Annotated in this window: 22 protein-coding genes and 1 pseudogene; 11 read left to right on the top strand and 12 right to left on the bottom strand. The window is 62.2% G+C overall.

The window, feature by feature from the left end; all coding sequences use genetic code 11:
• Nucleotides 1-43: 43 nt before the first annotated feature.
• The 9 genes and pseudogenes from ACWPM1_RS11150 to ACWPM1_RS11110 form a co-directional block, all read left to right on the top strand.
• Nucleotides 44-2,071 (top strand): annotated as a pseudogene (locus ACWPM1_RS11150) (heavy metal translocating P-type ATPase); the annotation flags it as partial.
• Between the two features lie 238 nt (nucleotides 2,072-2,309).
• Nucleotides 2,310-2,564: a hypothetical protein gene (locus ACWPM1_RS11145; protein ID WP_455694899.1), complete on the top strand. Its 255-nt coding sequence runs from the start codon at nucleotides 2,310-2,312 to the stop codon at nucleotides 2,562-2,564.
• 103 nt (nucleotides 2,565-2,667) lie between these two features.
• Nucleotides 2,668-2,883 (top strand): hypothetical protein, encoded by a 216-nt coding sequence (locus tag ACWPM1_RS11140; RefSeq protein ID WP_455694898.1) that lies wholly within the window; start codon nucleotides 2,668-2,670, stop codon nucleotides 2,881-2,883.
• Between the two features lie 264 nt (nucleotides 2,884-3,147).
• A complete protein-coding gene (locus ACWPM1_RS11135; RefSeq protein WP_455694897.1) occupies nucleotides 3,148-3,438 on the top strand; it encodes a hypothetical protein in 291 nt (96 codons plus the stop codon).
• 521 nt (nucleotides 3,439-3,959) lie between these two features.
• Entirely contained in the window at nucleotides 3,960-4,208 is a 249-nt protein-coding gene (locus ACWPM1_RS11130; protein WP_455694896.1) for a DUF2933 domain-containing protein, read from the top strand.
• A 60-nt stretch (nucleotides 4,209-4,268) separates the two neighbouring features.
• The gene (locus tag ACWPM1_RS11125) at nucleotides 4,269-5,651 is read left to right on the top strand and encodes an MBL fold metallo-hydrolase RNA specificity domain-containing protein (RefSeq protein WP_455694895.1); all 1,383 of its coding nucleotides are present in this window, start codon (nucleotides 4,269-4,271) and stop codon (nucleotides 5,649-5,651) included.
• Nucleotides 5,648-7,147 carry a thymidine phosphorylase family protein gene (locus tag ACWPM1_RS11120; protein ID WP_455694894.1) on the top strand — a complete coding sequence of 500 codons (1,500 nt, stop codon included), beginning with the start codon at nucleotides 5,648-5,650 and terminating at the stop codon, nucleotides 7,145-7,147. Before ACWPM1_RS11125 ends, ACWPM1_RS11120 begins: the two co-directional genes overlap by 4 nt.
• Complete coding sequence (locus ACWPM1_RS11115; RefSeq protein WP_455694893.1) at nucleotides 7,144-8,046, top strand: ribose-phosphate diphosphokinase; 903 nt, start codon at nucleotides 7,144-7,146, stop codon at nucleotides 8,044-8,046. Before ACWPM1_RS11120 ends, ACWPM1_RS11115 begins: the two co-directional genes overlap by 4 nt.
• A gap of 9 nt (nucleotides 8,047-8,055) precedes the next feature.
• The gene (locus ACWPM1_RS11110) at nucleotides 8,056-10,311 is read left to right on the top strand and encodes a copper-transporting P-type ATPase (protein ID WP_455694892.1); all 2,256 of its coding nucleotides are present in this window, start codon (nucleotides 8,056-8,058) and stop codon (nucleotides 10,309-10,311) included.
• Here the strand turns inward: ACWPM1_RS11110 and ACWPM1_RS11105 are convergent.
• From ACWPM1_RS11105 to ACWPM1_RS11050, 12 genes are all read right to left on the bottom strand, one after another.
• Nucleotides 10,258-10,938, bottom strand: a complete 681-nt coding sequence (locus ACWPM1_RS11105) for a DUF6629 family protein (protein WP_455694891.1) — start codon at nucleotides 10,936-10,938, stop codon at nucleotides 10,258-10,260. The two genes, ACWPM1_RS11110 and ACWPM1_RS11105, sit on opposite strands and share 54 nt — an antisense overlap.
• Nucleotides 10,939-11,285: 347 nt before the next feature.
• Complete coding sequence (locus ACWPM1_RS11100; protein WP_455694890.1) at nucleotides 11,286-12,008, bottom strand: PepSY domain-containing protein; 723 nt, start codon at nucleotides 12,006-12,008, stop codon at nucleotides 11,286-11,288.
• Entirely contained in the window at nucleotides 12,005-12,709 is a 705-nt protein-coding gene (locus ACWPM1_RS11095; RefSeq protein ID WP_455694889.1) for a PepSY domain-containing protein, read from the bottom strand. The genes ACWPM1_RS11100 and ACWPM1_RS11095 overlap by 4 nt, the downstream gene beginning before the upstream one ends.
• 74 nt (nucleotides 12,710-12,783) lie before the next feature.
• Nucleotides 12,784-13,584: a DUF305 domain-containing protein gene (locus tag ACWPM1_RS11090; RefSeq protein ID WP_455694888.1), complete on the bottom strand. Its 801-nt coding sequence runs from the start codon at nucleotides 13,582-13,584 to the stop codon at nucleotides 12,784-12,786.
• 32 nt (nucleotides 13,585-13,616) lie between these two features.
• Nucleotides 13,617-14,096 (bottom strand): DUF305 domain-containing protein, encoded by a 480-nt coding sequence (locus ACWPM1_RS11085; protein WP_455694887.1) that lies wholly within the window; start codon nucleotides 14,094-14,096, stop codon nucleotides 13,617-13,619.
• Between the two features lie 12 nt (nucleotides 14,097-14,108).
• Nucleotides 14,109-14,798: a DUF2231 domain-containing protein gene (locus tag ACWPM1_RS11080; RefSeq protein ID WP_455694886.1), complete on the bottom strand. Its 690-nt coding sequence runs from the start codon at nucleotides 14,796-14,798 to the stop codon at nucleotides 14,109-14,111.
• Between the two features lies 1 nt (nucleotide 14,799).
• Nucleotides 14,800-15,294: a YybH family protein gene (locus tag ACWPM1_RS11075; protein WP_455694885.1), complete on the bottom strand. Its 495-nt coding sequence runs from the start codon at nucleotides 15,292-15,294 to the stop codon at nucleotides 14,800-14,802.
• Nucleotides 15,295-15,307: 13 nt separating this feature from the next.
• Nucleotides 15,308-16,102 carry a copper resistance protein B gene (locus tag ACWPM1_RS11070; RefSeq protein ID WP_455694884.1) on the bottom strand — a complete coding sequence of 265 codons (795 nt, stop codon included), beginning with the start codon at nucleotides 16,100-16,102 and terminating at the stop codon, nucleotides 15,308-15,310.
• Nucleotides 16,103-16,580: 478 nt separating this feature from the next.
• Complete coding sequence (locus ACWPM1_RS11065; RefSeq protein ID WP_455694883.1) at nucleotides 16,581-18,587, bottom strand: copper resistance system multicopper oxidase; 2,007 nt, start codon at nucleotides 18,585-18,587, stop codon at nucleotides 16,581-16,583.
• Nucleotides 18,588-18,664: 77 nt separating this feature from the next.
• A complete protein-coding gene (locus tag ACWPM1_RS11060; protein WP_455694882.1) occupies nucleotides 18,665-18,904 on the bottom strand; it encodes a hypothetical protein in 240 nt (79 codons plus the stop codon).
• A gap of 36 nt (nucleotides 18,905-18,940) precedes the next feature.
• Nucleotides 18,941-19,270 carry a hypothetical protein gene (locus tag ACWPM1_RS11055; protein WP_455694881.1) on the bottom strand — a complete coding sequence of 110 codons (330 nt, stop codon included), beginning with the start codon at nucleotides 19,268-19,270 and terminating at the stop codon, nucleotides 18,941-18,943.
• 49 nt (nucleotides 19,271-19,319) lie between these two features.
• Nucleotides 19,320-20,093: a MauE/DoxX family redox-associated membrane protein gene (locus ACWPM1_RS11050; protein WP_455694880.1), complete on the bottom strand. Its 774-nt coding sequence runs from the start codon at nucleotides 20,091-20,093 to the stop codon at nucleotides 19,320-19,322.
• Nucleotides 20,094-20,140: 47 nt separating this feature from the next.
• Between ACWPM1_RS11050 and ACWPM1_RS11045 the strand changes: the two genes are divergently transcribed.
• Complete coding sequence (locus tag ACWPM1_RS11045; protein WP_455694879.1) at nucleotides 20,141-20,545, top strand: MerR family transcriptional regulator; 405 nt, start codon at nucleotides 20,141-20,143, stop codon at nucleotides 20,543-20,545.
• A gap of 752 nt (nucleotides 20,546-21,297) precedes the next feature.
• Entirely contained in the window at nucleotides 21,298-21,876 is a 579-nt protein-coding gene (locus tag ACWPM1_RS11040) for a hypothetical protein (RefSeq protein WP_455694878.1), read from the top strand.
• Nucleotides 21,877-21,983: the final 107 nt, after the last annotated feature.

Genomic DNA, 21,983 nt, shown 5'->3' with positions numbered 1-21,983 from the left:
ACTTCACCTTCCATCGAGCACTGGACGCTTGCCCGAGGCCGGGAGCCACGAGGGTCACGCACATGGACCGGGCGGTCATGGTCCTAACGATGGCCGAGACCATGCGCATGGGGGCATCCTCGGTCCGAACACGGAGCTGTACTTTGCGCTGGCTTGTGGGGTGGCCCTCAGCATCGGGTTCGCAATTGAAAAGCTGGTCGAAGGGGCACCCGACTGGCTACCTCTCGCATGCTACATCGCTGCCTACGCTCTGGGCGGCTACTTCACTACCCGTGAAGCACTTCAAAACCTGCGACAGAAGCGATTTGAGATCGATACGCTCATGCTGGTCGCCGCAGCTGGCGCCGCAGCGCTCGGCGCTTGGGCTGAGGGTGCGCTCCTGCTCTTCCTCTTCAGCCTAGGGCATGCGCTGGAGCACTACGCGATGGGTCGTGCCAAGCGCGCGATTGAAGCACTTGCTGAATTGGCACCGAAGACCGCTGTCGTCCGGCGCGACGGTGCGACGTTGGAGGTGCCAGTAGAGGCACTGGTCATCAGCGACGTAGTTCTGGTGAAGCCCAACGAGCGGCTACCCGCAGATGGTTTCGTGGTGCTCGGTGACAGCAGCGTCAATCAGGCTCCCGTGACCGGCGAGAGCATGCCGGTCGACAAGCGGGCGGTCAGCGACCCAGCAACAGCGCGCGAAGCGCCAGAGCGCGTCGAAGCGGCACATCGCGTATTTGCCGGTACGATCAACGGTAGCGGAACGCTCGAAATTGAGGTGACGCGGCTTTCGACCGACAGCGCGTTGGCCAAGGTCGTGAAGCTGGTAAGCCAAGCCGAAACGCAGAAGTCTCCCACGCAGCGGTTTACGGACAAGTTCGAACGCTTCTTCGTGCCAGCGGTTCTGGTCCTGGCCGTGCTACTGCTATTTGCATGGGTGGTTGTCGACGAGCCGTTCCGCGATAGCTTCTATCGCGCAATGGCGGTCCTTGTGGCAGCGAGCCCCTGTGCGCTTGCGATCGCCACCCCTAGCGCAGTTCTGTCCGGGGTAGCTCGCGCCGCTCGGGGCGGCGTGCTGGTTAAAGGAGGGGGGCCACTGGAAAACCTTGGCTCGTTGACGGCGATCGCTTTCGACAAGACGGGCACGCTCACTAATGGTGAGCCGAGGATCACGGACCTTCTCCCGCTTGGCGGCACTTCGGAAACTGACCTGCTCGCCACGGCCGTGGCTGTCGAGAGCCTGAGTGATCATCCTCTGGCGGAAGCCATCGTGAAGGGTGGGCGGGAACGGCTGGGAGAGACGTCGATACCGGCCGCGTCCGACCTCGAAAGTCTCACTGGCCGCGGTGTGCGCGCCATGCTCGACGGACAGACGGTGCTCATTGGCAAGGCGGAACTGTTCGGCGCTGAAGGAATTCCGCCGCTCTCTCCAGAGGCCCAGGCGGCCGTCGAAGGTTTGCGCGAAAAGGGTCGCACAACGATGATCGTGCGGCGGGCCAAGATCGATCTTGGCGTCATTGGCCTGCTCGACACACCTCGTGAGGCCGCCAAACAAACTCTCGCGACGCTACGCGCTCTCGGCATTACCCGAATGATCATGATCTCTGGCGATCATCAGCGTGCCGCCGAGGGGATCGCGGCCGAGGTCGGGTTGGACGAAGCCTGGGGCGATCTCATGCCCGAGCAAAAGGTCGATGCGATCAAGAAGCTCAGCGCCGAGGGCAAGGTCGCGATGGTGGGCGACGGCGTGAACGACGCGCCGGCTATGGCAAGCGCGACGGTCGGGATTGCCATGGGCGCTGCAGGGTCCGACGTGGCGCTCGAAACCGCAGACGTCGCGCTCATGGCGGATGACCTGTCGCACCTTCCGTTCGCCGTGGGGCTCAGCCGCCGCACCCGCTCCGTCATCAGGCAAAACGTCTTCGTCAGCCTCGGAGTGGTAGCCATCCTGGTGCCCGCCACGATTTTCGGGCTCGGGATCGGTCCTGCTGTAGCGATGCATGAGGGATCGACCTTATTAGTCGTGATCAATGCGCTGCGACTACTCGGATACCGTGACCCGAGGGCGGTCGTAGGAGGTTCCGCCTGACTGCAGAGGCAAGGAGAAATGATACTTTTGTTGCCCTATGTGGCTAAGCCGCCAAGGAGCGAGTGTGACCTCTGATTGGTTTTCGCTTCAACATGTCGTGCGGGCGCGCCGCGGCGCGGCGTCCAATATGGCTCCGCGCGTCCGACGATCGCTGAGGGGCAGCTTTGGGGTCTATCCTTGAGACCTTCGAATGTCCTGATTTGGGGCGCTCTGCTGCCCGGCAGCTTCTGGGCCGGAAGTGGATCGGCTGCTGCTGGGTCGCAGCACGTCATTAGCTGACGTTCGCGAGTCAAGCGAGCTGTATGATCCGAGATGGCAATCTTATTCTGCGAAAGAAAACAAACCAGTGCTCACCATGGCAAAAGGCGATGAGAAGACTCGCCTGGTTATTCCACTAATTCAATTCCGCGAAGAAATAGAGCATCTTACGCTTTTCCTTGGATACCGCGCATTTCTATACCGAAAGGATGACGTCCCTCAGATAAAAGCATGATATGGCACGCCGGATTGTTGCAAACATAATTAGCGTTTTTGATCTCTGTCAAAGCACAAATTGACGCGGGCGCTAAGACACCTCGTACACATCAGGAGGGCTTATGAAAAAGATCGCTTCTCTGCTTGCAATCATCCTTTTCACGGCTGCATGCGTGACGACGCCGCAAAGCAGAGCGGACGAACTGGCGTATTGCAAAAAGATGGAAACGGAAATGGGCCTCCAACACACGCACAGCCACTCGGAGGCCAAGGGTATGGGCCTTAATCCGATGAACGTGACCCACGACCGCTGCCGCCAGATGCTTGCGAGCCAGTGAGGGCAGTATGGGGTGTCACGCGACTGATCCCTCACTCGTAGCGGTTGATCCGCATAGCGCCCTCATGACTGGTACGATTTATTCGCACAGGTTCGAAACAAGCGTGGATGTGAACGCATCACCCGCCGAGTTGTTCGAAGAACTTGACGACCATGAACGCCTTTCTGCGCACATGATGCAGTCGTCACCAATGATGGCCGGCAGCGCTATGCGGGTCGAGTTCGATGATGCCGGCGGAAGATCGGTGGGATCTAGGATCCGAATGTGGGCAAAATTCTGGGCTTCGAACTGAACTTGGAGGAAGTCGTGACCGAGCGAGCGCCGCCGACGCGCAAGGAGTGGCAAACGGTCGGCCCGCCGCGTCTGCTGGTCCTTGGTGGATATCGGATGGGCTTCGAGATCGGCGAACGCGAAGGGAAATCACGTCTGAAGGTCTTCGTCGAACACGATGACGCACCGGCGCCCTGGACCTTGCTCGGTCGACTGCTCGGTCCGATTTACGCCCGCTGGTGCACTGAAAACATAGCTCGAGACGCAAAGCGGCGATTTGAATGATGAGAGTTCGAGCCTTGCTTACCGTTATTTTCCGACGTCCCAGGGGTGACCACATCGGGAGGATATCACCTATTCAGCACACTCCCGTGATGTCACAAGCTTGCGCTGGTCTCCAATGGCGTGGGCCGCCGCCCGTCCCGCAGCGATGGAAAGACTACCACTTGCTGTGGTGCCGCTTCTGCCTCTCCATCGAAAGGACCTGACCTATGAGCAAGCTCAGTTTAGCAGTTGCTAGCGGACTGCTTTTCGCACTCCCGGCCGCGGCTCACGCACAATCGGAAGCTCAGGCACAAGGCGCCAACCATGCGGAGAACGACCATTCGGCTCAACCGCCGGGAAACACGGTGCCTCGATCGGAAGCGATGCCAGCTCCGATGATGAAAATGGGCAGGCACATGGAGGCCTGCTGTTGCCCCTGCTGCAAGAAGATGGCGGAGCACGGAGGGAAAGCTAAGCCTCAAGAAGAAAGCACTCCAAAAGCCGCCCCTGAGCAACATCAGCATTGAAGCGGGAGGCGACACATGGCGCGCATAACAAAAGGAGCGGCCCCGGCCGAAACCACCGCCCAGACGGAGGCAACGGCGTCGCTCTCTGCTTTCTGGGCCATCCACCCGAAGACGGTCGGGCTAGCTGCGTTTAGCCTGGTCGCTGTCAGCACAGCAGGCTTCCTGCTCAGCCAACACCCGTCAAACACTATACCATACCTGCCCTATCTGCTGCTCGCAGCCTGTCCGCTGATGCACTTCTTTCATCAAAGCAGGCATCACTAAGCCCCGGGCGACTGCGGTTGGCAGGCTACGATCGCGTTGTCCTAAACGAAGGAATTGCTGATGGATGCGCCCGCCCACCCCACTCTGACATTTCTCGGAGGGACGGGCACGGTCACAGGATCACGCTACCTGGTGGAGGCAGGAGGCCAGCGGATCCTGGTCGATTGCGGGTTGTTCCAAGGCTACAAGCAACTTCGCCTCCGCAACTGGAGTCCTTTCCCCGTTCCTCCGGCCTCGATCGACGCGGTGCTACTGACACACGCACACATCGATCATTCAGGATATCTACCGGCGCTGGTCCGCAACGGATTCCGAGGTCCGATACATTGCACCCCGGCTACCGCTGAGCTGAGTGCGATCCTGTTGCCTGACAGCGCGCATCTCCAAGAGGAAGAGGCTCGTTATGCTCAGCATCGCGGCTATTCGCGCCATCGACCTCCACAGCCGCTCTACACGATCGAAGACGCCCAAACCGCGCTTGACCAGCTGAATGTCGTTCCTTTCGGCCGCGAAGTGGACCTCGGCAGCGGCACGACCGCCCGTTTCATTCCGGCGGGCCATCTGCTGGGAGCCGCGCAGATCCGCATGCACGTCGCCGGGCGTACCGTTCACTTCAGTGGCGACGTGGGGCGGCCGGTCGACACGATGATGCGAGCGCCCCATGGCTTCGAGGGGGCCGATGTTCTGATTTGCGAGTCCACCTACGGAAACCGGGACCATCCGGTAGTTGACGCAGAGGCGGAACTGGCGGCCGTCATCAACCGGGTCGCTCGCCGGCGGGGCGTGGTGATCATCCCGGCGTTCGCCGTGGGACGAGCTCAGGGGGTTATGCTTCAGCTCGCGCGACTGAAGGCAAAGGGTGCGATCCCGGACGTGCCAGTGTTTCTCAACAGCCCGATGGCGGTCGATGCTACTCAAATTTATCACGACCATCACGACGAGCACCATGTCAGCGAGGACGATTGTCGCGCGATGTTCGAAGTCGCCCAGCGGATCAGGACGGTAGAGGAGTCGAAGGAACTCAACCGCCGAGATGGACCGTTCGTGGTGATCTCAGCCAGTGGAATGCTGACCGGCGGCCGAGTGCTGCATCACCTGGCAAGCTTCGGCCCCGATCCAAAAAACGCGATCGTGTTGAGCGGATTCCAGGCGGGCGGAACGCGGGGTGCAGCATTAGTCGAGGGTAAGCGGACGCTGCGGATCTTCGGCCAAGACGTTCCTATCGGCGCGGAGGTGGTCCAGATCGAAGGGCTCTCGGGTCATGCCGACGCCAACGAGCTGCTGGCTTGGATGAGAAACGGAACCGCCCCCGAGATGACTTATATCACGCACGGCGAGCCTGACAGCGCGGACAGGCTGCGCTTCCGAATCGAGCACGAGCTTGGTTGGAGGGCGCGCGTCCCCGAGCACCTGGAACGGGTCGACCTGCTGCAACCTCGATGAGTGGTCCGTATTCCATTCCGCTCATCAGGGCCGGCATCGACACCTACAGGCAGCCGGTTCTGTACATGCGCGAAGATTGCCACTTGTGCCGATCGGAGGGCTTCTCGGCGCTCACTCGCGTCAAGCTCGACCTCGGCAAGCGGTCGCTGATTGCTACCCTCAACGTGGTGACGACGACTGATTGGTTGCCGCCCGAGACGGCAGCCCTCAGCGATGCCGCGTGGATTGCGCTTGCCGCGAATACCGGGGATCGGGCAATCCTCTCTCATCCCGAACCTCCGCCCTCAGCATCCATAATCCGAAGCAAAGCGTACGGGGGCGTACTCGATAGCGCTTCGGCTCGGGTGCTGGTGGATGACATCGTCGCTCACCGCCTGTCTGATCTCGACCTGGCTGCCTTCGTCACCGCCTGCGCCGGGAACCGGCTCGACGTCGCGGAGACGATAGCTTTGACCCGGGCAATGCAGACCGCTGGCCAGACAATCGACTGGGGGGAGGGCCTCGTTCTGGACAAACACTGCGTAGGCGGGCTGCCGGGCAACCGCACGACGCCGATCGTGGTGGCGATCGTCGCCGCAGCGGGCTTTCGTATTCCGAAAACTTCCAGCCGGGCGATCACTTCGCCGGCTGGCACTGCAGACACCATGGAGGTCATGGCACCCGTGGCTCTGGATATCGCCACGATGCGCAGGGTGGTCGAGACCGAAGGAGGATGCGTCGTGTGGGGCGGTGGCCTGGACTTGAGCCCGGCGGATGACTTGCTGATTCAGGTGGAAAGACCGCTCGACTTCGATAGCGACGGGCAGCTGACTGCAAGCGTTCTCTCGAAGAAAGCCGCGGCGGGTTCCACGCATGTACTGATCGACATGCCCGTCGGCCCGACCGCAAAGGTGCGCACGGCGGAAAGCGCGGCGTCCCTGTCGGCACGTATGGTCACTGTTGCCAATGCCATGGGCATGCACCTGTCGGTGCATCAGAGCGACGGGTCGGCGCCGGTAGGTCGCGGCATCGGCCCCGCTCTGGAGGCACGGGATCTCCTCGCCGTGCTTCGCGGTGATCCCGCAGCACCGGAGGATCTGCGCCAGCGGTCGCTCGATCTTGCCGGCATCCTGCTGGATTTTGCTGGCGACGGGGGACGGAGACAGGCCGAGGAGCTGCTGCAATCCGGAGCAGCCGAAGCGAAGTTTCTGGCAATTTGCGAGGCTCAGGGTGGGTTTCGCGAGCCGAAGGCAGCGCCGCACAGGGCGGTCGAGCATGCCCCGATGGCCGGCACCGTCGTCTCGATCGACAATCGCCGTATCGCCAGGACCGCCAAGCTTGCAGGTGCGCCAGGGCGGCAGACCGCTGGCCTCGACCTGCTAGTGCGACCGGGCGACCGACTCGAAGCGGGAGCACCTCTTTACGAGATTCACGCCGAAACCCCGGGGGAACTCGCCTGGGCTCGCGACTATGCCCGGTCCGGATCGCCGCCGATTATGCTGAATGACCGACCGTGACCCTCTTGATGGCCTTCCCCGGCATGGAAAAGCTCGGTCAATCGATCGCCGATTTGCTTGCCGTTGATCTCGCCCAGGTTGATATTCATCGGTTCCCCGACGGCGAGAGCCTCGTCACGTTACCCGGCGAGCTGGCCGGGCTCGATGTCGCCTTCGTCGCCACCCTCCGGCACCCGGACGCGCTGGCCTTGCCGCTGCGCTTTGCAAGCCTGACCGCGCGTGAAATGGGCGCGAAGAGTGTCGGGCTCGTCGCGCCCTATCTTGCCTACATGCGGCAGGATCACCGCTTCGCGCCGGGCCAAGCCGTATCCGGCCCCTTGTTTGCCCGTTTCATCGAGGAAAGCTTTGACTGGCTGGTTACGGCCGATCCCCATCTCCATCGCATCCCCACGCTAGATGCCATCTTCACCATCCCTGTCCGACGGGCAGCTACAGCCCGTCTCCTGGCAGACTGGATCAGCGCTCATGTCACGAACCCCGTGCTGCTCGGGCCCGATAGCGAAAGCGCGCAATGGGTGGCCGAAGTAGCCGAACTGGCCGGATGCCCGTTCGAAGTCCTGGACAAAATCCGCAGCGGGGACCGGCGAGTGGAGATGAGTACCCCTCTGAACGGAGCGTTCCAGTCAAGCACTCCGGTTATCGTCGACGACATCGCGTCGTCCGGGAGGACAATGATCGAAGCCATCAGGCAACTCACGGCAATGGGATCCGCTCCCCCCATATGTCTGGTAATCCATGCGGTGTTCGCGGCCAACGCCTATGAGGATATGCTCGCAAGCGGGGCGGCGCGCGTGATCTCCACCGACTCTATCCCGCACCCGAGCAATGCCATTTCTCTCGGGCCCTTGTTGGCCACGGAGATGAGGTCTCTGATGCACCCCGTAAAGCGATCGCCATAAGGTGAACCTATGAACGCACACGATAAGCCGGCCGACGCCGCACACGACTCACCGGGCGAGCATTGCTCACACAGCCAGCCTTCCGGCCACGCAAAGGGACGGATAGCCCCTGCGGGGAAGTTCGATGAAGTCCCTGAGGGGTATTCAGGCCCGGTTTACACCTGCCCGATGCATCCTGAAGTGAGGCGGATCAAACCCGGCTCTTGCCCGATTTGCGGGATGGGATTGGAACTCGAGTCCGCCGCCATGGACGACGGGCCGAACCCGGAACTAGTCGACTTCACGCGGCGCTTCTGGGTGGGGGCGATACTGACCCTGCCCCTGCTCGTCCTCACGATGGGGCCCTATCTCGGCGCCGGGCAAGTACGCGAGATCTTCGGCGAACGGGGGACCCTTTGGTTGGAGATGGCCTTGGGCACTCCGGTCGTCTTGTGGTGTGGTTGGCCGATCCTTGTGCGGGGCTGGATTTCGTTTCGGACCCTCCGGCTCAACATGTTTTCCCTGATCGCGATGGGAGTCATGGCGGCATGGCTATTCAGCGTGGTCGCCGTACTCGCGCCGGGCATTTTCCCACCCGGATTTCGAGATGACGAGGGACATGTCGGCGTGTATTTCGAGGCGGCTGCGGTCATCGTGACGCTCGTTCTGCTTGGGCAGATCATGGAGCTTCGCGCACGTGAAGGAACTGGCAAAGCAATCCGCGCACTGCTCGACCTGGCCCCGAAGACCGCACGCGTCGTGCGCGACGACGGCAGTGAAGAAGAAATCCCGCTCGAGAATGTCCGCGTTGGCGAGCGCTTGCGAGTCCGCCCGGGCGACAAGGTGCCGGTTGATGGCACCGTGATCGAAGGCCGTTCCTCGGTCGACGAAAGCATGATTACCGGTGAAGCGCTGCCGGTCGAAAAAGTTGCCGGAGACCCTGTCACAGGCGCCACGATCAACGGCACGGGAAGCTTCGTGATCGAAGCAATACGGGTCGGCAGCGATACGATGCTGGCCCAGATCGTGCAGATGGTCACCAATGCGCAGCGTTCGCGCGCGCCAATCCAGAAGTATGCCGACAAGGTGGCCGGCTTATTCGTGCCTGTGGTGATCGCGATCGCCGCTCTTTCCTTTGTAGCCTGGGCAGTCTGGGGGCCATCACCCGCGCTGTCCTACGCGCTTGTAGCGGCGGTTGCCGTTCTCATCATCGCGTGTCCTTGCGCCCTTGGCTTGGCGACACCGATGTCGATCATGACCGCCACCGGAAGGGGGGCGCAAGCGGGTGTGCTCATCAAGAATGCCGAGGCGCTGGAGCGGTTCGAGAAGGTCGACACGCTAATCGTCGACAAGACCGGCACCCTGACGCAGGGCAAGCCGCGTCTGGTTGCTGTGCTGCCCGAGGACGGACATGCGGAGGAGGAAGTCCTGCGGCTGGCTGCAACGCTCGAACGAGGCTCGGAACATCCGCTTGCCGAGGCCATCGTCGATGGCGCCGAGGAGCGGGGCTTAGCGCTTGGCCTCACGGCGGATTTCGAGGCTATCACCGGCAAGGGCGTGAAGGGCACCGTGGACGGCAGAAAAGTCGCGCTCGGCAATCTCAAACTTGTGGCCGACCTTGGCCTCCAGGCCGACGAGCTTGTCACCAAGGCGAACCAGCGGCGCGATGAGGGCGAGACGGTGATGTTCGTCGTTATCGACGGCTCCGTCGCCGGGCTTGTGAGCGTGGCCGACCCGATCAAGGACACGACGCCTGGAGCGTTGCGGGCCCTGCACGAGCTCGGCTTCCGCATCATCATGGCAACCGGAGACAACGAACGCACCGCCCGGGCGGTAGCGGCACGTCTCGGGATCGACGAGATTCGCGCTGACGTGCTCCCTGAAGACAAGGCGCGCATCATTTCCGAGCTTCAACATCAGGGCCGCAAAGTGGCCATGGCGGGTGACGGGGTAAACGATGCTCCGGCGCTCGCCCAGGCGGACGTCGGCATTGCGATGGGCACCGGCGCAGACGTTGCCATCGAAAGCGCTGGGATAACCCTGGTGAAGGGCAACCTGGAAGGCATCGTCCGCGCGAGGCGTCTCGCCCGAGCGACGATGCGCAACATTCGCCAGAATTTGTTCTTCGCCCTGATTTACAACGCTGCGGGCGTCCCCGTTGCGGCGGGTCTGCTTTACCCGTTCACGGGCATGCTTATCAGTCCCATGTTCGCCGCATCTGCGATGAGTGCATCATCGCTCTCCGTGGTGCTCAATTCGCTCCGACTCCGAACGGCGAAAGTCTGATCGACCTATCTTTATGAAATGGGCTAGGACGATTACGCTGATTGCCGCCGCGAAAAAGCACCACACCGAAATGAACCAAGCTCGGAAAAATGCTGCAGCGGCCAGCATAGCGACCGTGGTCGCAAAACCAAACCATTGAACCGAACGGTGGCTCGATAAGAACGAACTTGCGCACGTTGCTAGCAGGTAACCGACGAGAATAAGCTTCGCGTAGAAGTGAGGTGAGATGTAGTCGATGTGCCTGCCGACCACTCGTGCAATGGTCGGGTCGACCAACAAGAAATAGAACAGGTACAGGCCGACCGAGGCGCCGATCAGAGTGAACCCTAGAAGCACCTTGCGCCTCCAGGAAACCGGCTCGAGCGCGTGTACGGCTAGGGGGACGAAGATCGGCCAAAAGACGTGTGAGAAAAACTGATAGAGGTGCGTAAGCGCCGAATGAAGGTGTGAAGTTTGGTCAGCGAAGGTCAGCCATAAGCCGCCCTCCAGTATCTGTTGCACGCCAAAGGCCGCCGGGATCAAAGCGTAAGGAACCTCCCGTCCATGGCGAACCCGCTTGACGGTTAGGCTTCCTATCCCGATCAGGACCGCGCCCGCGGTGAAGCTGGCCTCTGGCGAAAAGCACATTCGAAGGCCCCCATACCCAGGTTCTAGTCATGCCATGCCCCTATGAGGAGGTCCACCCGCGCAGGAAGCGTGAATCGTCGCCTTTCTGGCACAGCACATGCCCCACTCCGCGGCAGGGCAGCGGCAAAATTTGGCCGAAGTCCCGACCTGGAGGCTCCGTACCTAGCTAAGAAGCCTTCAACGAGAGCGATTGGGCGCAGACCAGACTAGCCTTGACGGCCCCGAAAGTGGAGCGTCCGCTTCTGGGCCTCGGGAAGCGCGACGCAGGCGCTAAACACGCAATTATCCAACCGACTTTGCCTCTTCCGCAGTTCTGCGTTCGCGCGGCAGCCCAAGATGGGCTGAGGCTAGAGCTTCCGGGCCCGACGCCCGCCAATCCAGGCGAAATCGTGCCGCCACATAGTCCGGAACAGCAGCCAGAAGCCTGTCACCGCAAGCCAGGCCATCGCAACGCCCGCTGTGACAATAAGCGGATGGTTGAAACTCGTCCTGTCGGCATAGTCCATGTTGTGAAGCATCCAAAAGAAATCCCACCAGCGCCAGGTGTCGTTCCGCCGCTCGAGCAGAGCGCCCGTCGTGGCCGACACATAATAGGTGCTCGCCTCATCGTCGGCGAAATCGATCTGCCACATCGGCGGCTCGTGGTCCCTGGCCGGTAGCGATCTTTCGCGTAGAAGCTTAGCCGCGCCGGGAATCGCCTCCTGGGGATGGTGTGACTGCGCGATGGCGCGAGCGACGGCTGCATCAATCGTCAGTCGGACCCCTGTTTGGGCGTCGAACATCCGGACAAATCGCGCGGTTCGCACTTCGACTACCGGCCGATCAAGCAGAGTCTTCAGCCGCAACCCCTCGATTTTTGCGCTGCCCAATTGGCGGACGATTGCTGGCCACGCGGTCGCCTCGCCAGCGAGTGCTGCTTGGGTCGCTTGAGGCTGGGGGCCTCCGGCAACTGTCTCCATGTCGAGCAGCGCCATCGCGGCGCCACTGATCGCCCAGATCACGAATTGCAGACCAATCGCCAGTCCGACCCACTTGTGGATCCTGCGCAGCCAAATCGACTTGATTGTCATGGGGTGCCGCGCCCCTTCTTCTTGCGCCTGGGAAAGGCGTAGAAAAGCAGCCCGATGCCCGAGAGCGCCATCAGCACCGCGCCCCAAGTAAAGACGCGCAGCAGCACGTTGTTGACGTTCTCGCGCTCGTCATAATCCATGATGTGGAGCATCCACACGAAGTCGAAGACGCGCCACAGCTCGTGGCGACGCGACAGCAGTTCGCCGGTGACGGGAGAGAGATAAAAGGTCGGCCGGTTCCAGTGATCGAACTCGACGCGCCAGAGCGGCGGCGTTCGTCCGCGGATTTCCCCGGGCACATCGGTTATGAGATCGGCCGATGCGATGGGTTCGGTCCCGGTGTAGTAGGACGACGCCAAGGCTCTGATCGCCTGCTCGTTAGGCGGATCCAGGCGCACGGCCGAGGTTGCCGAAAAGGCGCGTGCTCGCGACGGTCCCTCCGTCACGTAAATCGGGCGCTCGCCGACCCACGCCAGTCTGATGCCGGTGGCCTTTGCCCGGGCGGCAAGCGCGAGCGGATCTTGCAAGACCCCCGCGTCGATGCCGGGATTGGCCGCCTCACGAACGAGATGGTCGCCGTGGATCGTGTCGATGTGGACGATCGTCATGTAAAGGCCGCTGAGCGACCAGACCACCACCTGCAGGCCGATGAACAGCCCGAACCATTTGTGCGTCTTGCGGGCGACTAAATGGGTTCGCATCGGCTGGAGAAAAATCCCAATCCTGGAAGGGGAATGGCCTCGGCGGCATCTTCGCCGGGGCCATCAAGCCGCGATCAGCAGTGGCCCGCTTCGCGATGTTCGGGAGCGCAGGTCGGCGACTCCTCGGGCGCCTTTGCAGGCTCCGGGGCGGTCTTGGGCGTGGCTGCTTTGGCTGGGGCGGGCTTGGCGGCGGTCGCCTTCGGTGCAGCGGGTTTCGCAACAGGAGCGGGCGGGACGGTATCGCTCCTTACAGGCGTTTGCATGGCCATCGGCTCGCCGCGCAGCATCGCTTCGACCATCCCCACTTCCTTCAGCTGCTCGGCTCGCGTTTCCTCGATCTGCGCGCGCACCGTGCCGCTCGCGCCATTCGCGAGCGCGATGTCCGACATCGCGATGGCACCGCGATGGTGGGCGAGCATCTTGGCGAGATAGGTTTCCGAAGGCGTCGCGCCCGACGCCGCCATCATTTCGCCGTGCATCTCGGTCATCGCCGCATCGTAGAGCGAGGCGCTGGCGGGATCGGCCGCGCCATTGCGGGCGAGCGACTTGAGCTCCTCGATCTCCGCTCCCTGATTGTCGATCGTCATCTGCGCCATCTTTGCGACGTCGGCCGTGGGCTCCAGGCCAAGCACAATCCGCGACATGTCGATCGCGCCTTCGTGATGCGCGATCATTTTCTTGACCCAGGTATCGGCGGCATCGACGCCGACGGCATCTTTCATGGCCTTGTCCATCGCCATCTCGGACTCAGCGTAGGGGCCGTCCATCGTCATCGCGGCTTCAGGGGCGGTGTCTTCGGCAGGCTGGTCGGCGCTTCCGCAGGCGCCCAGCGATGCGAGCAGCGCAAGTGCGGCAATTCCGGTGAGTTTGGTCATTGTGTATCTCCGTGATTCTAGGGCGTATCGGATCAGAGGCGGTCCATGATCCGCTTCATCTCGGCAATTTCATCTTTCTGAGCCTGGATGATCTCGCGGCAGAGCCGGCGTATCTCGGGGTCGGTAAGCTTGGCTTCCTCGCACATCAGGATAGCCCCCGAGTGGTGCGGGATCATCGAACGCAAGAACTGGTCATCGCTGACGAGGCTCTGTTGCCGGATGCCGACAAGCGACAGGACAAAGATCGCTGCAAACGCCACATAGAGCGCGGCGTTGAGCTTCCGGTTGCGATACATGCCTCCCATTGTCGCAAGCATGATCGCGCCCATCGGCGCCCACATCACCAGGGCCATATAGAAGAAGTTCACGTTCTGGATGAACTCGCCCCAGGTCCAGATCATCGCGAACATGGCGACGTACATCACCAGTAAGCTGAGCCCGAGATTGACGGCCAGCATCACATAGGGCTTCGACCCGCCACCGGGATGCGCGGACTTCGCGTGGTCTTCCATCGGTCGTTCTCCTTACCAATTCAGGTGATCGACGCCGTGCACCAGCGCGCCGCCGAACCATCCCTGCACGAGGATCGCTGCCGTTAGGATCGACAGCCCTACGATCATGGCCGTGCCGCGGTCCTGCTCGGGGCGTTTGAGCGCAAACACTCCCAAGGCAAACGCGCCGATCCCGATCCCGGTCCCGAGCCAGCGGTGGCTCTGCATGACCCAGTCGTCGAGGCCGAGTGCGAAGCCGCCGCTCAGCCAGCCGGTCAGAAGGGCGAACGGTGCGGTCACCCCCGCGGTCACCACGAGGAACTGGACGGGCTTGGCGAACCCCGGCCGCTTGCGCCCGACGATCGCGGTGAAAAGCGCCGCAGGGATGAAAGCGATCGGAAAATGCACCAGCATCGGATGGAAGCGACCGAGCCAGTCAAGCAATCGCACGCCAAAGCTCTGGGGCGGCTTCTCGGCATCGGCCATGCCAGCCATGGCCGCTGCATGATCTGGCATCGACATGTCGTGAGCCATGGGAACCGTCTGCGGCGATCCACCAGCCCCCGCACGCCGCGCCTCAAGTTTCGCTGCCTCTTGCTTCGCCTTGTGATCCTTGTGCGCGGACAGGGGGGCCGCCGCTAGCAACAGCACAGCAATCGTTGTCAGTATCGCCAATACCGAGCGTATGAACCATGGGTGGGAGCGCGGGATGACCTTGCTCATCTCATGCCCCCTTCGGCTTGCGGGCTGAGTTGTGCATGACCAGAATCTTCCAGCCCTCTGCGGTCCGCTTTAGCACGCTGGTGGCAACGCCCTTGCGGGTCGCGGTCTCTCCCGTCTTCGGCTCGATGCGGTAGTTATAGGTCTCGGTGGCGAGCGCGAGATCGCCTTCGATGCGCACAGTGACCTTATAGTCCGAGAACGTGAACGTGCGGAACGCCGCGAGTTCCGCGCCCAGATGGTGCGCGAGATACTCCTTGTAGGACCCTTCGACCCCGCCGGTCTCGAACACCGCAGAATCCTCGGTGAACAGTTCTTCGGTGCCGGTCGCGTCCAGCCGCTCAATGGCGGATTTGTATTGCGCAAGCACGGTACGAACCGCACTCTCGTCAGCATTCAGCGAAGCGGATTGTTCCGCCACTGACGCGGCTTGGGAGGTGTGAGCATCGGGCGTCAACTGGGCTGCCAGGGCGGCTGCCATTATGGCGGTGATCAGCATTGCTTTTCTCCCCTCAGAACCAGAAGCGAATGCCCGCCAGGAAGCTGAAGCCTCCGGGCGATTCGCCTTCTTCACGCAGGAAATCGCGGGTCTTCCCGAAGGCGCGCTCGTACTGGACCCCGATGTAAGGGGCGAACTCGCGGGCGATGTCGTAGCGCAGCCGGACGCCGATCTCGGCATCGGTCAGGCCCGCTCCAACCCCGATGTCTGCGCTGCTCTGCGCGGCGAAATTGAGTTCGGCGCGCGGTTGCAGGATAAGCTTTTGGCTAATGCGCTGGTCGTAATAGCCCTCCAGCCGTCCTAGCAGCTCGCCCCGGTCCGACAGGAACAGCGCGCCTTCGACGTCGAAGAAGCCCGGTGCGAGCCCCTCGAACCCGATGGTGGCGTAAACGCGCGACGGGTCGGGCTCGAAATCGTAACGGATACCCGTCTGAAGATCGAAGTAAGGCCCGATAGCGCGACTGTAGAGAGCTTGAACTTCGGCGGATTCGACGCCAGCGCCGAACTCGCCTTCCCCTTCCGTCTTGACGACCAGGTGGTTGATGTCGCCGCCATACCAGGCCTCGCCGCCCCATTCGTAGGCATCGCGCCCATCCTTGACCTTCACCTCGGCGACGTCGAGGATCGCCATGAAGAAGTTCTGGCCCCCGTGATGCAGCGAGAGATGGTGACGCCCCATCGCCATCGCGGACGGTCCATAGATCGCATCTGCCGCGTAGTCGGTAGGCACCGGCGGAGCCGATCCCGAGCCCACTGGCAGGTCCGTTCCCTCGGCCCCCAAGGTCGCAGTCGGGGTGCAATGCCCCATCGCCGCGTGTTCCGGAGAACATGCAGCCGGCTGCGCGGGTTGCGGTGCCGGAAGGGAGCAATGCCCCATCGCCGCATGCTCCGGTGTGCATGTCGACTGACTTGGCGGCGCCTGTTGTGGCATCGCTGGGGCGGGCGAGGGAAGCGTACAGTGACCCATCGCGGCATGCTCGGGCGTACAGGCCGGTTGAGCCTGAGGCGCCGCCTCGGGAGCCGGAGGTGGCCCCGCCTCGGCCGTGCAATGCCCCATCGCCGCGTGTTCCGGAGAGCACGCAGGTTGGCTCTGTCGGGCCGGTTCCGACTTTGCTGCGGGCAAAGGCCTAGGCAGCGTGCAATGGCCCATGGCAGCGTGTTCGGGCGTGCAGGTCAGCGCCGAGGGAGCGGGCTGCTTGGGTGCCGCGGCCTGGTCCTGTCCGAGTACAGGCACGCTGGCGAAGGCCGCCAGCGCAAGGAGCGGAAGTCTGTGGAGCAAGATCATCTTACGCGTCTCCCTTCTCGGGACGCACGGTGACGACACGCATCATCCCGGCAGTCATGTGATAGAGATTGTGGCAGTGGAAGGCCCAGTCGCCCTGTGCGTCGAGCGTGACGTCGAACGTCGCCGTCCCGCCGGGTTGCACGTTGACCGTGTGCTTGCGCGGGGAATACCCCCCATGCCCGGTCACCAGTTCGAAGAAGTGGCCGTGCAGGTGGATCGGGTGCTGCATCATCGTGTCGTTGACCAGCCGCACCCTTACCCGCTCGTTGTAGCGAAACGGGATCGGTTCGGCAGGCTCGCTCATCTTCATGCCGTCGAACGACCACATGTAGCGTTCCATGTTGCCGGTGAGGTGGATGTCGAGCTGGCGGGACGGCGCGCGCACGTCGGGATTGCGCTCGAGCGCCATGAGATCGCGGTAGGTTAGCACCCGGTGCCCGACGTCCTCGAGACCTGTCCCAGGATCGCCCATCCGGTCGACCGGCATCGGCGAGATCGTCTGCACGCCGGGGTTCCTGTCGACCTGCGGCGCGTTGGCGAAATCGCGCATGCCCATCGAGCCGTGGTCCATCGAAGCGGCCGCCTGGCCTGCTGGTGCCGACGCCGGCATCGAATGGCCCATGGCGGCGTGATCGACGGGGGTGACGGCTGTGGCCGGGCTTGCGCTTGGACCGTGCCCCATCGCCGCGTGATCAATGCCCGCCGTCCCAGCTGCTGCTCCCGTCGCCCCCGCGGCGCCTGTCTCTTTCCAGCCGGTCAGCTTCCACAACTCGCCGGAGGCGTTCTGTCGGGCAGTCGGATCGACGCCGCGCGCCTTCGCAGGGGCGGTTGATACACCGCTCATCGCGCCATGATCCATACCGCCATGTCCCATGCCGGAATGGTTCATATCGCCCATGCCCATGTCCTTCATGGTCAGCAGTGGCCGCGGGCGCAGCGGCGGAACCGGCGCACTCATACCCTCGCGCGGGGCAAGCGTGGCCCGGCCCAGGCCTGACCGGTCGCTCGCCTCGCTGACGAAGCTGTAGGCCCGATCTTCGGGAGTGACGACGACGTCGTAGGTCTCCGCGGTGCCGATCTGGAACTCGTCTACGGTCACGGGCCGTACATTGAGGCCGTCGGCTTGCACGACTGTCATCGGGAGGCCGGGGATGCGGATGTTGAAGGTCGTCTGCGCCGAGGCGTTGATGACCCGAAGCCTTACGCGCTCACCCGGCGTGAACAGGCCGGTCCAGTTGTCGTAAGGTCCGAACCCGTTGATGGTGAAGGCGTAGGTCGAGCCGGTGACATCAGCGATGTCCGCTGCGTCCATCCGCATTTGCGCCCATTCCCAGCGCTCCTGCGCGGTAAGGTCCTTGCCGGCCATCAGGCCCGACAGCGTCATCCGCTGGCGGTTGAAATAGGGCCCGCCCATCTGCTTGAGCTTGCGGTAGATCGTCGCGCCTGCAAGCGGACTGTGGTCCGACAGAACCAGCACATGTTCGCGGTCATAGGCCACCGGATCGGGCCCGGCAGGATCGATCACGATCGGACCGTAGACGCCGTCCTCTTCCTGATAGGCGCTGTGGCTGTGGTACCAGTAGGTCCCCGCGTGGCTGAGGTCGAACTCGTAGTCGAAGGTCGAGCGCGGCATGATGCCGGGAAAGCTGACGCCTGGCACACCGTCCATCTCGAACGGCACCAGGAGGCCGTGCCAGTGGATCGAGCTGTCTTCGTCGAGCGTGTTCTGCACGCGCAGGCGGACGCGCTGGCCTTCCTTCAGGCGGATCAGCGGTCCCGGCACGGTGCCGTTGATGCCGATCGCACGGCTGACTTTGCCGTCGACCTCGACGCTGACCTGGCCGATGGCGAGCGAGATGTCGTTGCCACTGACGGTAGGCAGGGGCCGGACCAGACCTTTTGAGAGAGGTTGGGCCCAGGCGGGCAGGGCCTGCGCCAGGCCGAAGCCTGCGCCGGAGACGGCGGCGGCGCGTAGCAGCGCACGCCGACCGAGGACGAGTTCATTCATCGATGGATTCCTTGGGCTCACTGACAGCGACGACCGTCTTCCGACGGAGCAATGCCCCGCCGGAAGTCCAGTGCCGCTTAGTGGTGCGCGTGCCCGTCGGCCGGAGCCGCGGACTTCATATTATGGCCTGCGTGCGGGTCAGCCGAAGGTGCCGAAGTGCCGCCGGCGGGCTTGCCCGCCATCTTGTCGCAGCACGCGCACTTCTCCTTCATCTTCTCGCAGCATTCCATCTTTGGCTTTTCAGCGGGAGCAGCCTGGGCGTGCGCAACGCCGGGAAGAGCGATCGCGAAGGCGATCGCAGTCATCAACTTGTTCATGATCCTCAACTCCGTGAAATCGAAAAAAGAGCGATTTCACGCAAGTCTGGGCGGAGGGGTGGGCAGCTTTGCCAGGAAAGCACCATGTTCGGACGAACGGAAGCTCGCCAGGATCGGTGCGTGAAAGGCTAGCCGCTCGACCGGGGCGGCACCGAGCGGCGCCACCGCCGAACACATCGCGATACAGCACTGCATCATCGCGCCGGACCTGTCTTCGTCACCGGCGTCCTCGTCGCCGCAATGCCCGGTTTGCGCCATCTCGCCGTGATCCATCGGCATCGCCGCCATGGCCATGCCCGACTGCATCGCCAGCGGGGCGACCAGCATGGCAAGCGCGGCCAGGAGGAGATGGAGTCGGCGAAGCATCAGGAGGGTGTCCTAGGCGTAAGCGAAAGAAGGGTCAATTTTCATGCGGTCAATGCGTGACTAGCAACGCGGGCTTGGCAAGCATCCACACGGCCATCGCCACCATCATCACGTTCTCGGTTAGTGACACAAAGCCGAGCGGCACGCGGCTGTCGCCACCCACGCAAGCGCATTTTAGTTCGCGCTTATCTATATAGACCGCCTTGAACACCGAGACTGCGCCGATCGCGCCGATGAAGAGCGCAATGGGGATCGAGAGCCACATCAGAGCGCCCGCGAGCATCAAAACGCCGGCCGCCCCTTCGGCGAAGGGGTAGATGCGCCCGTAAGGAACCCATCTCGCAGCGAGCAGATCGTAGTTCAGGAACATGGTCGCAAAGGAATCGATGTCCTTGAGCTTTTGCAGTGCCAGCAAACACATCGAGATCGCGATGAACCATTCGGCGGCGCGAATTGTGAACAGTTCGCCGAGCGAGGCCCAGCTACCGGCCAGTGCCATCGCCGCCGCCATCGCGAACAGCGCGATCACCGGCGTATAGGTAACGGCATCCTTGTCCTTCACTTGGCCGCCCAGGTAGCGAACGAGGTCGTCGTGCCCCCCGATACGCTCACCGCCGATGAATATCTGCGGTGTCGTAGCGACGCCATGCTTGGCCTTGAACGCATCGGTTTCTTCGCGTGTGGCGAGGTGGTGATCCTCGACGGAGAAACCCTTTCGCTTCAGCAAATCGAGAGCCTTGAGTCCGTAGGGACAAACATGATCGGCTTGAACCATTCGGTAGAGAACCGCCTTCTTGGCGAGAGGACTACTCATATCCGACATTTCACCACTCCTTGTGATTGCGTCGGCACTCATATAGGTTCTGTACTATGGTACAGAGTCAAGCACCGAATTCGCTCACCATCTCGAAGCTCGCCGCCGGCGGCGGTGTGGGGGTCGAGACGATCCGTTTTTATCAACGCAAAGGGCTGCTTGAGACCCCAACGCGCGAGAGCGGTATACGGCGTTATGGATCAGAGGACCTGCGGAGGCTTCGGTTCATACGGCAAGCGCAGGCGGCGGGATTCACTTTGGAAGAGATCAAAGAGTTGATCGAGTTAGACGCCGGTCACGATCGCTCGCGAGCTCGAGAACTGGCCCGGCTTCGCATCGAGGCCCTGGATGCAAAAATGGCTGAACTGAGCCGGGCTCGGGAGGCGTTGCAGAAACTCGCTAAGCAATGTGCAAAGGGCGCGAAAGGACCGTGCCCAATTCTCGCATCGTTTGGCATCTGACCATGGAGCGTATTTGGCGCGTGTGCTTTCGCGACCCGCTCCCGGATCGTCCTATGCCTGAATGAGAGCGCTTAGCCGCCATCGAGCAATCCTGAACGAACGGCAGCTTTCAGGTAAAAAATCGGGACCGCATTAATGGCCGAAATTGGGGCGCGGAGCGGCCGTCGCGTCCGCCCTTGGGTAAAGCGCAGATCGTTAAGCTTCCGCTCCAAAGCATCGAGGGCCCGAACTCCGAACGCATCTGAAATCCGTGAGCCGCCAGTGAGATTACGAACGCAAACGCCTTTGACGCTAGTCCTGGCGGGCACGTCGCCGGCGTCGGACTGGCATCGGATCGTCTGTCCTGAGGCAAACTCCTGGCCCGTGTCCCGGCAGTTTTAAAAAGACCACACCTGCATCCTCTAGGGCACTTTTCAACGATGTAGCATTTGCCACAGTCACCATGACGGGCCCTGGGGAGGCCTCGGCTCTGCGAATCGTGTTCACTGCGAGCCCGGTCTCTTCGGCAAGAGCTAGGATCGACAGATTGAGAAGCCCGCGCGCGGCTCGCAACTGTGCTCCGGTAATCATGCGATTGAACCAAACCGGGACACTGGTCTGCGCTGTAGTTGCACTTTAACACCCATATTGCATTTTAGTCGCATCAACGTCGAGGACCATATATGGCACGTATTGCACGTCCGACGCCACAGTGCCCGATCCACGGGAAGCCGAGCAAACGGCCCGGGTGCCGTGAATGTAACGCCGCTTACATGCGCGAGTACATGTGGCGGCGCCGACAGTCCGAACCCGATCGCGAGCTGTGGGCGCGGGCGAAATACCGCGCCAAGCTTCTGGGCGTGCCTTTCGATCTGGCGCAAGGGTCCGTCATCATTCCGACCCACTGCCCCGCACTCGGCATACCTCTGGTGATCGGTCAGAAGAGGTCAGGACACTCACCCTCGCTGGATCGGATCGAACCGACGAAGGGATACGTCCAAGGCAACGTCCGGGTGATCAGCGACAAGGCCAACAAGCTGAAGGGGACCCGCAACGCCGAGCAGCTTCGGTCCTACGCGAATGTCGCGCGGGGGCATCTGCAGAAGGATCTCCTGCTCATCGCTGAATACGTCGAACGTGAAGAGCTTCTGACCGAAGTGATGAAGAAGGCGAATCCTGACGAAGAGGGCCATGAAGCTTGGGCAAATGTGGCCCGTTTCCTCGAAAATGTATTCAGCCGCGGAGAATTGACTGGCCCTCCGGACACCGAAGATCTTCGTGAGGTTGGCCTTTCTGACTTCCAGCGCTTCTTGCTACGTCTTACCGTCCCACATTGGCACACCGACATTTAGAAATAACGGTGACTCAGGGCTACTTGCCCGACAATTGGATCGGTCAGCGAGTTGGAGACTAACTCGGAGATAGGCCGATGAACAGTACAGTACGGGCATTCGCAAAG

The organism is Tsuneonella sp. HG249, from assembly GCF_053819205.1.
This window is presented reverse-complemented; position numbering and strand designations above follow the sequence as displayed.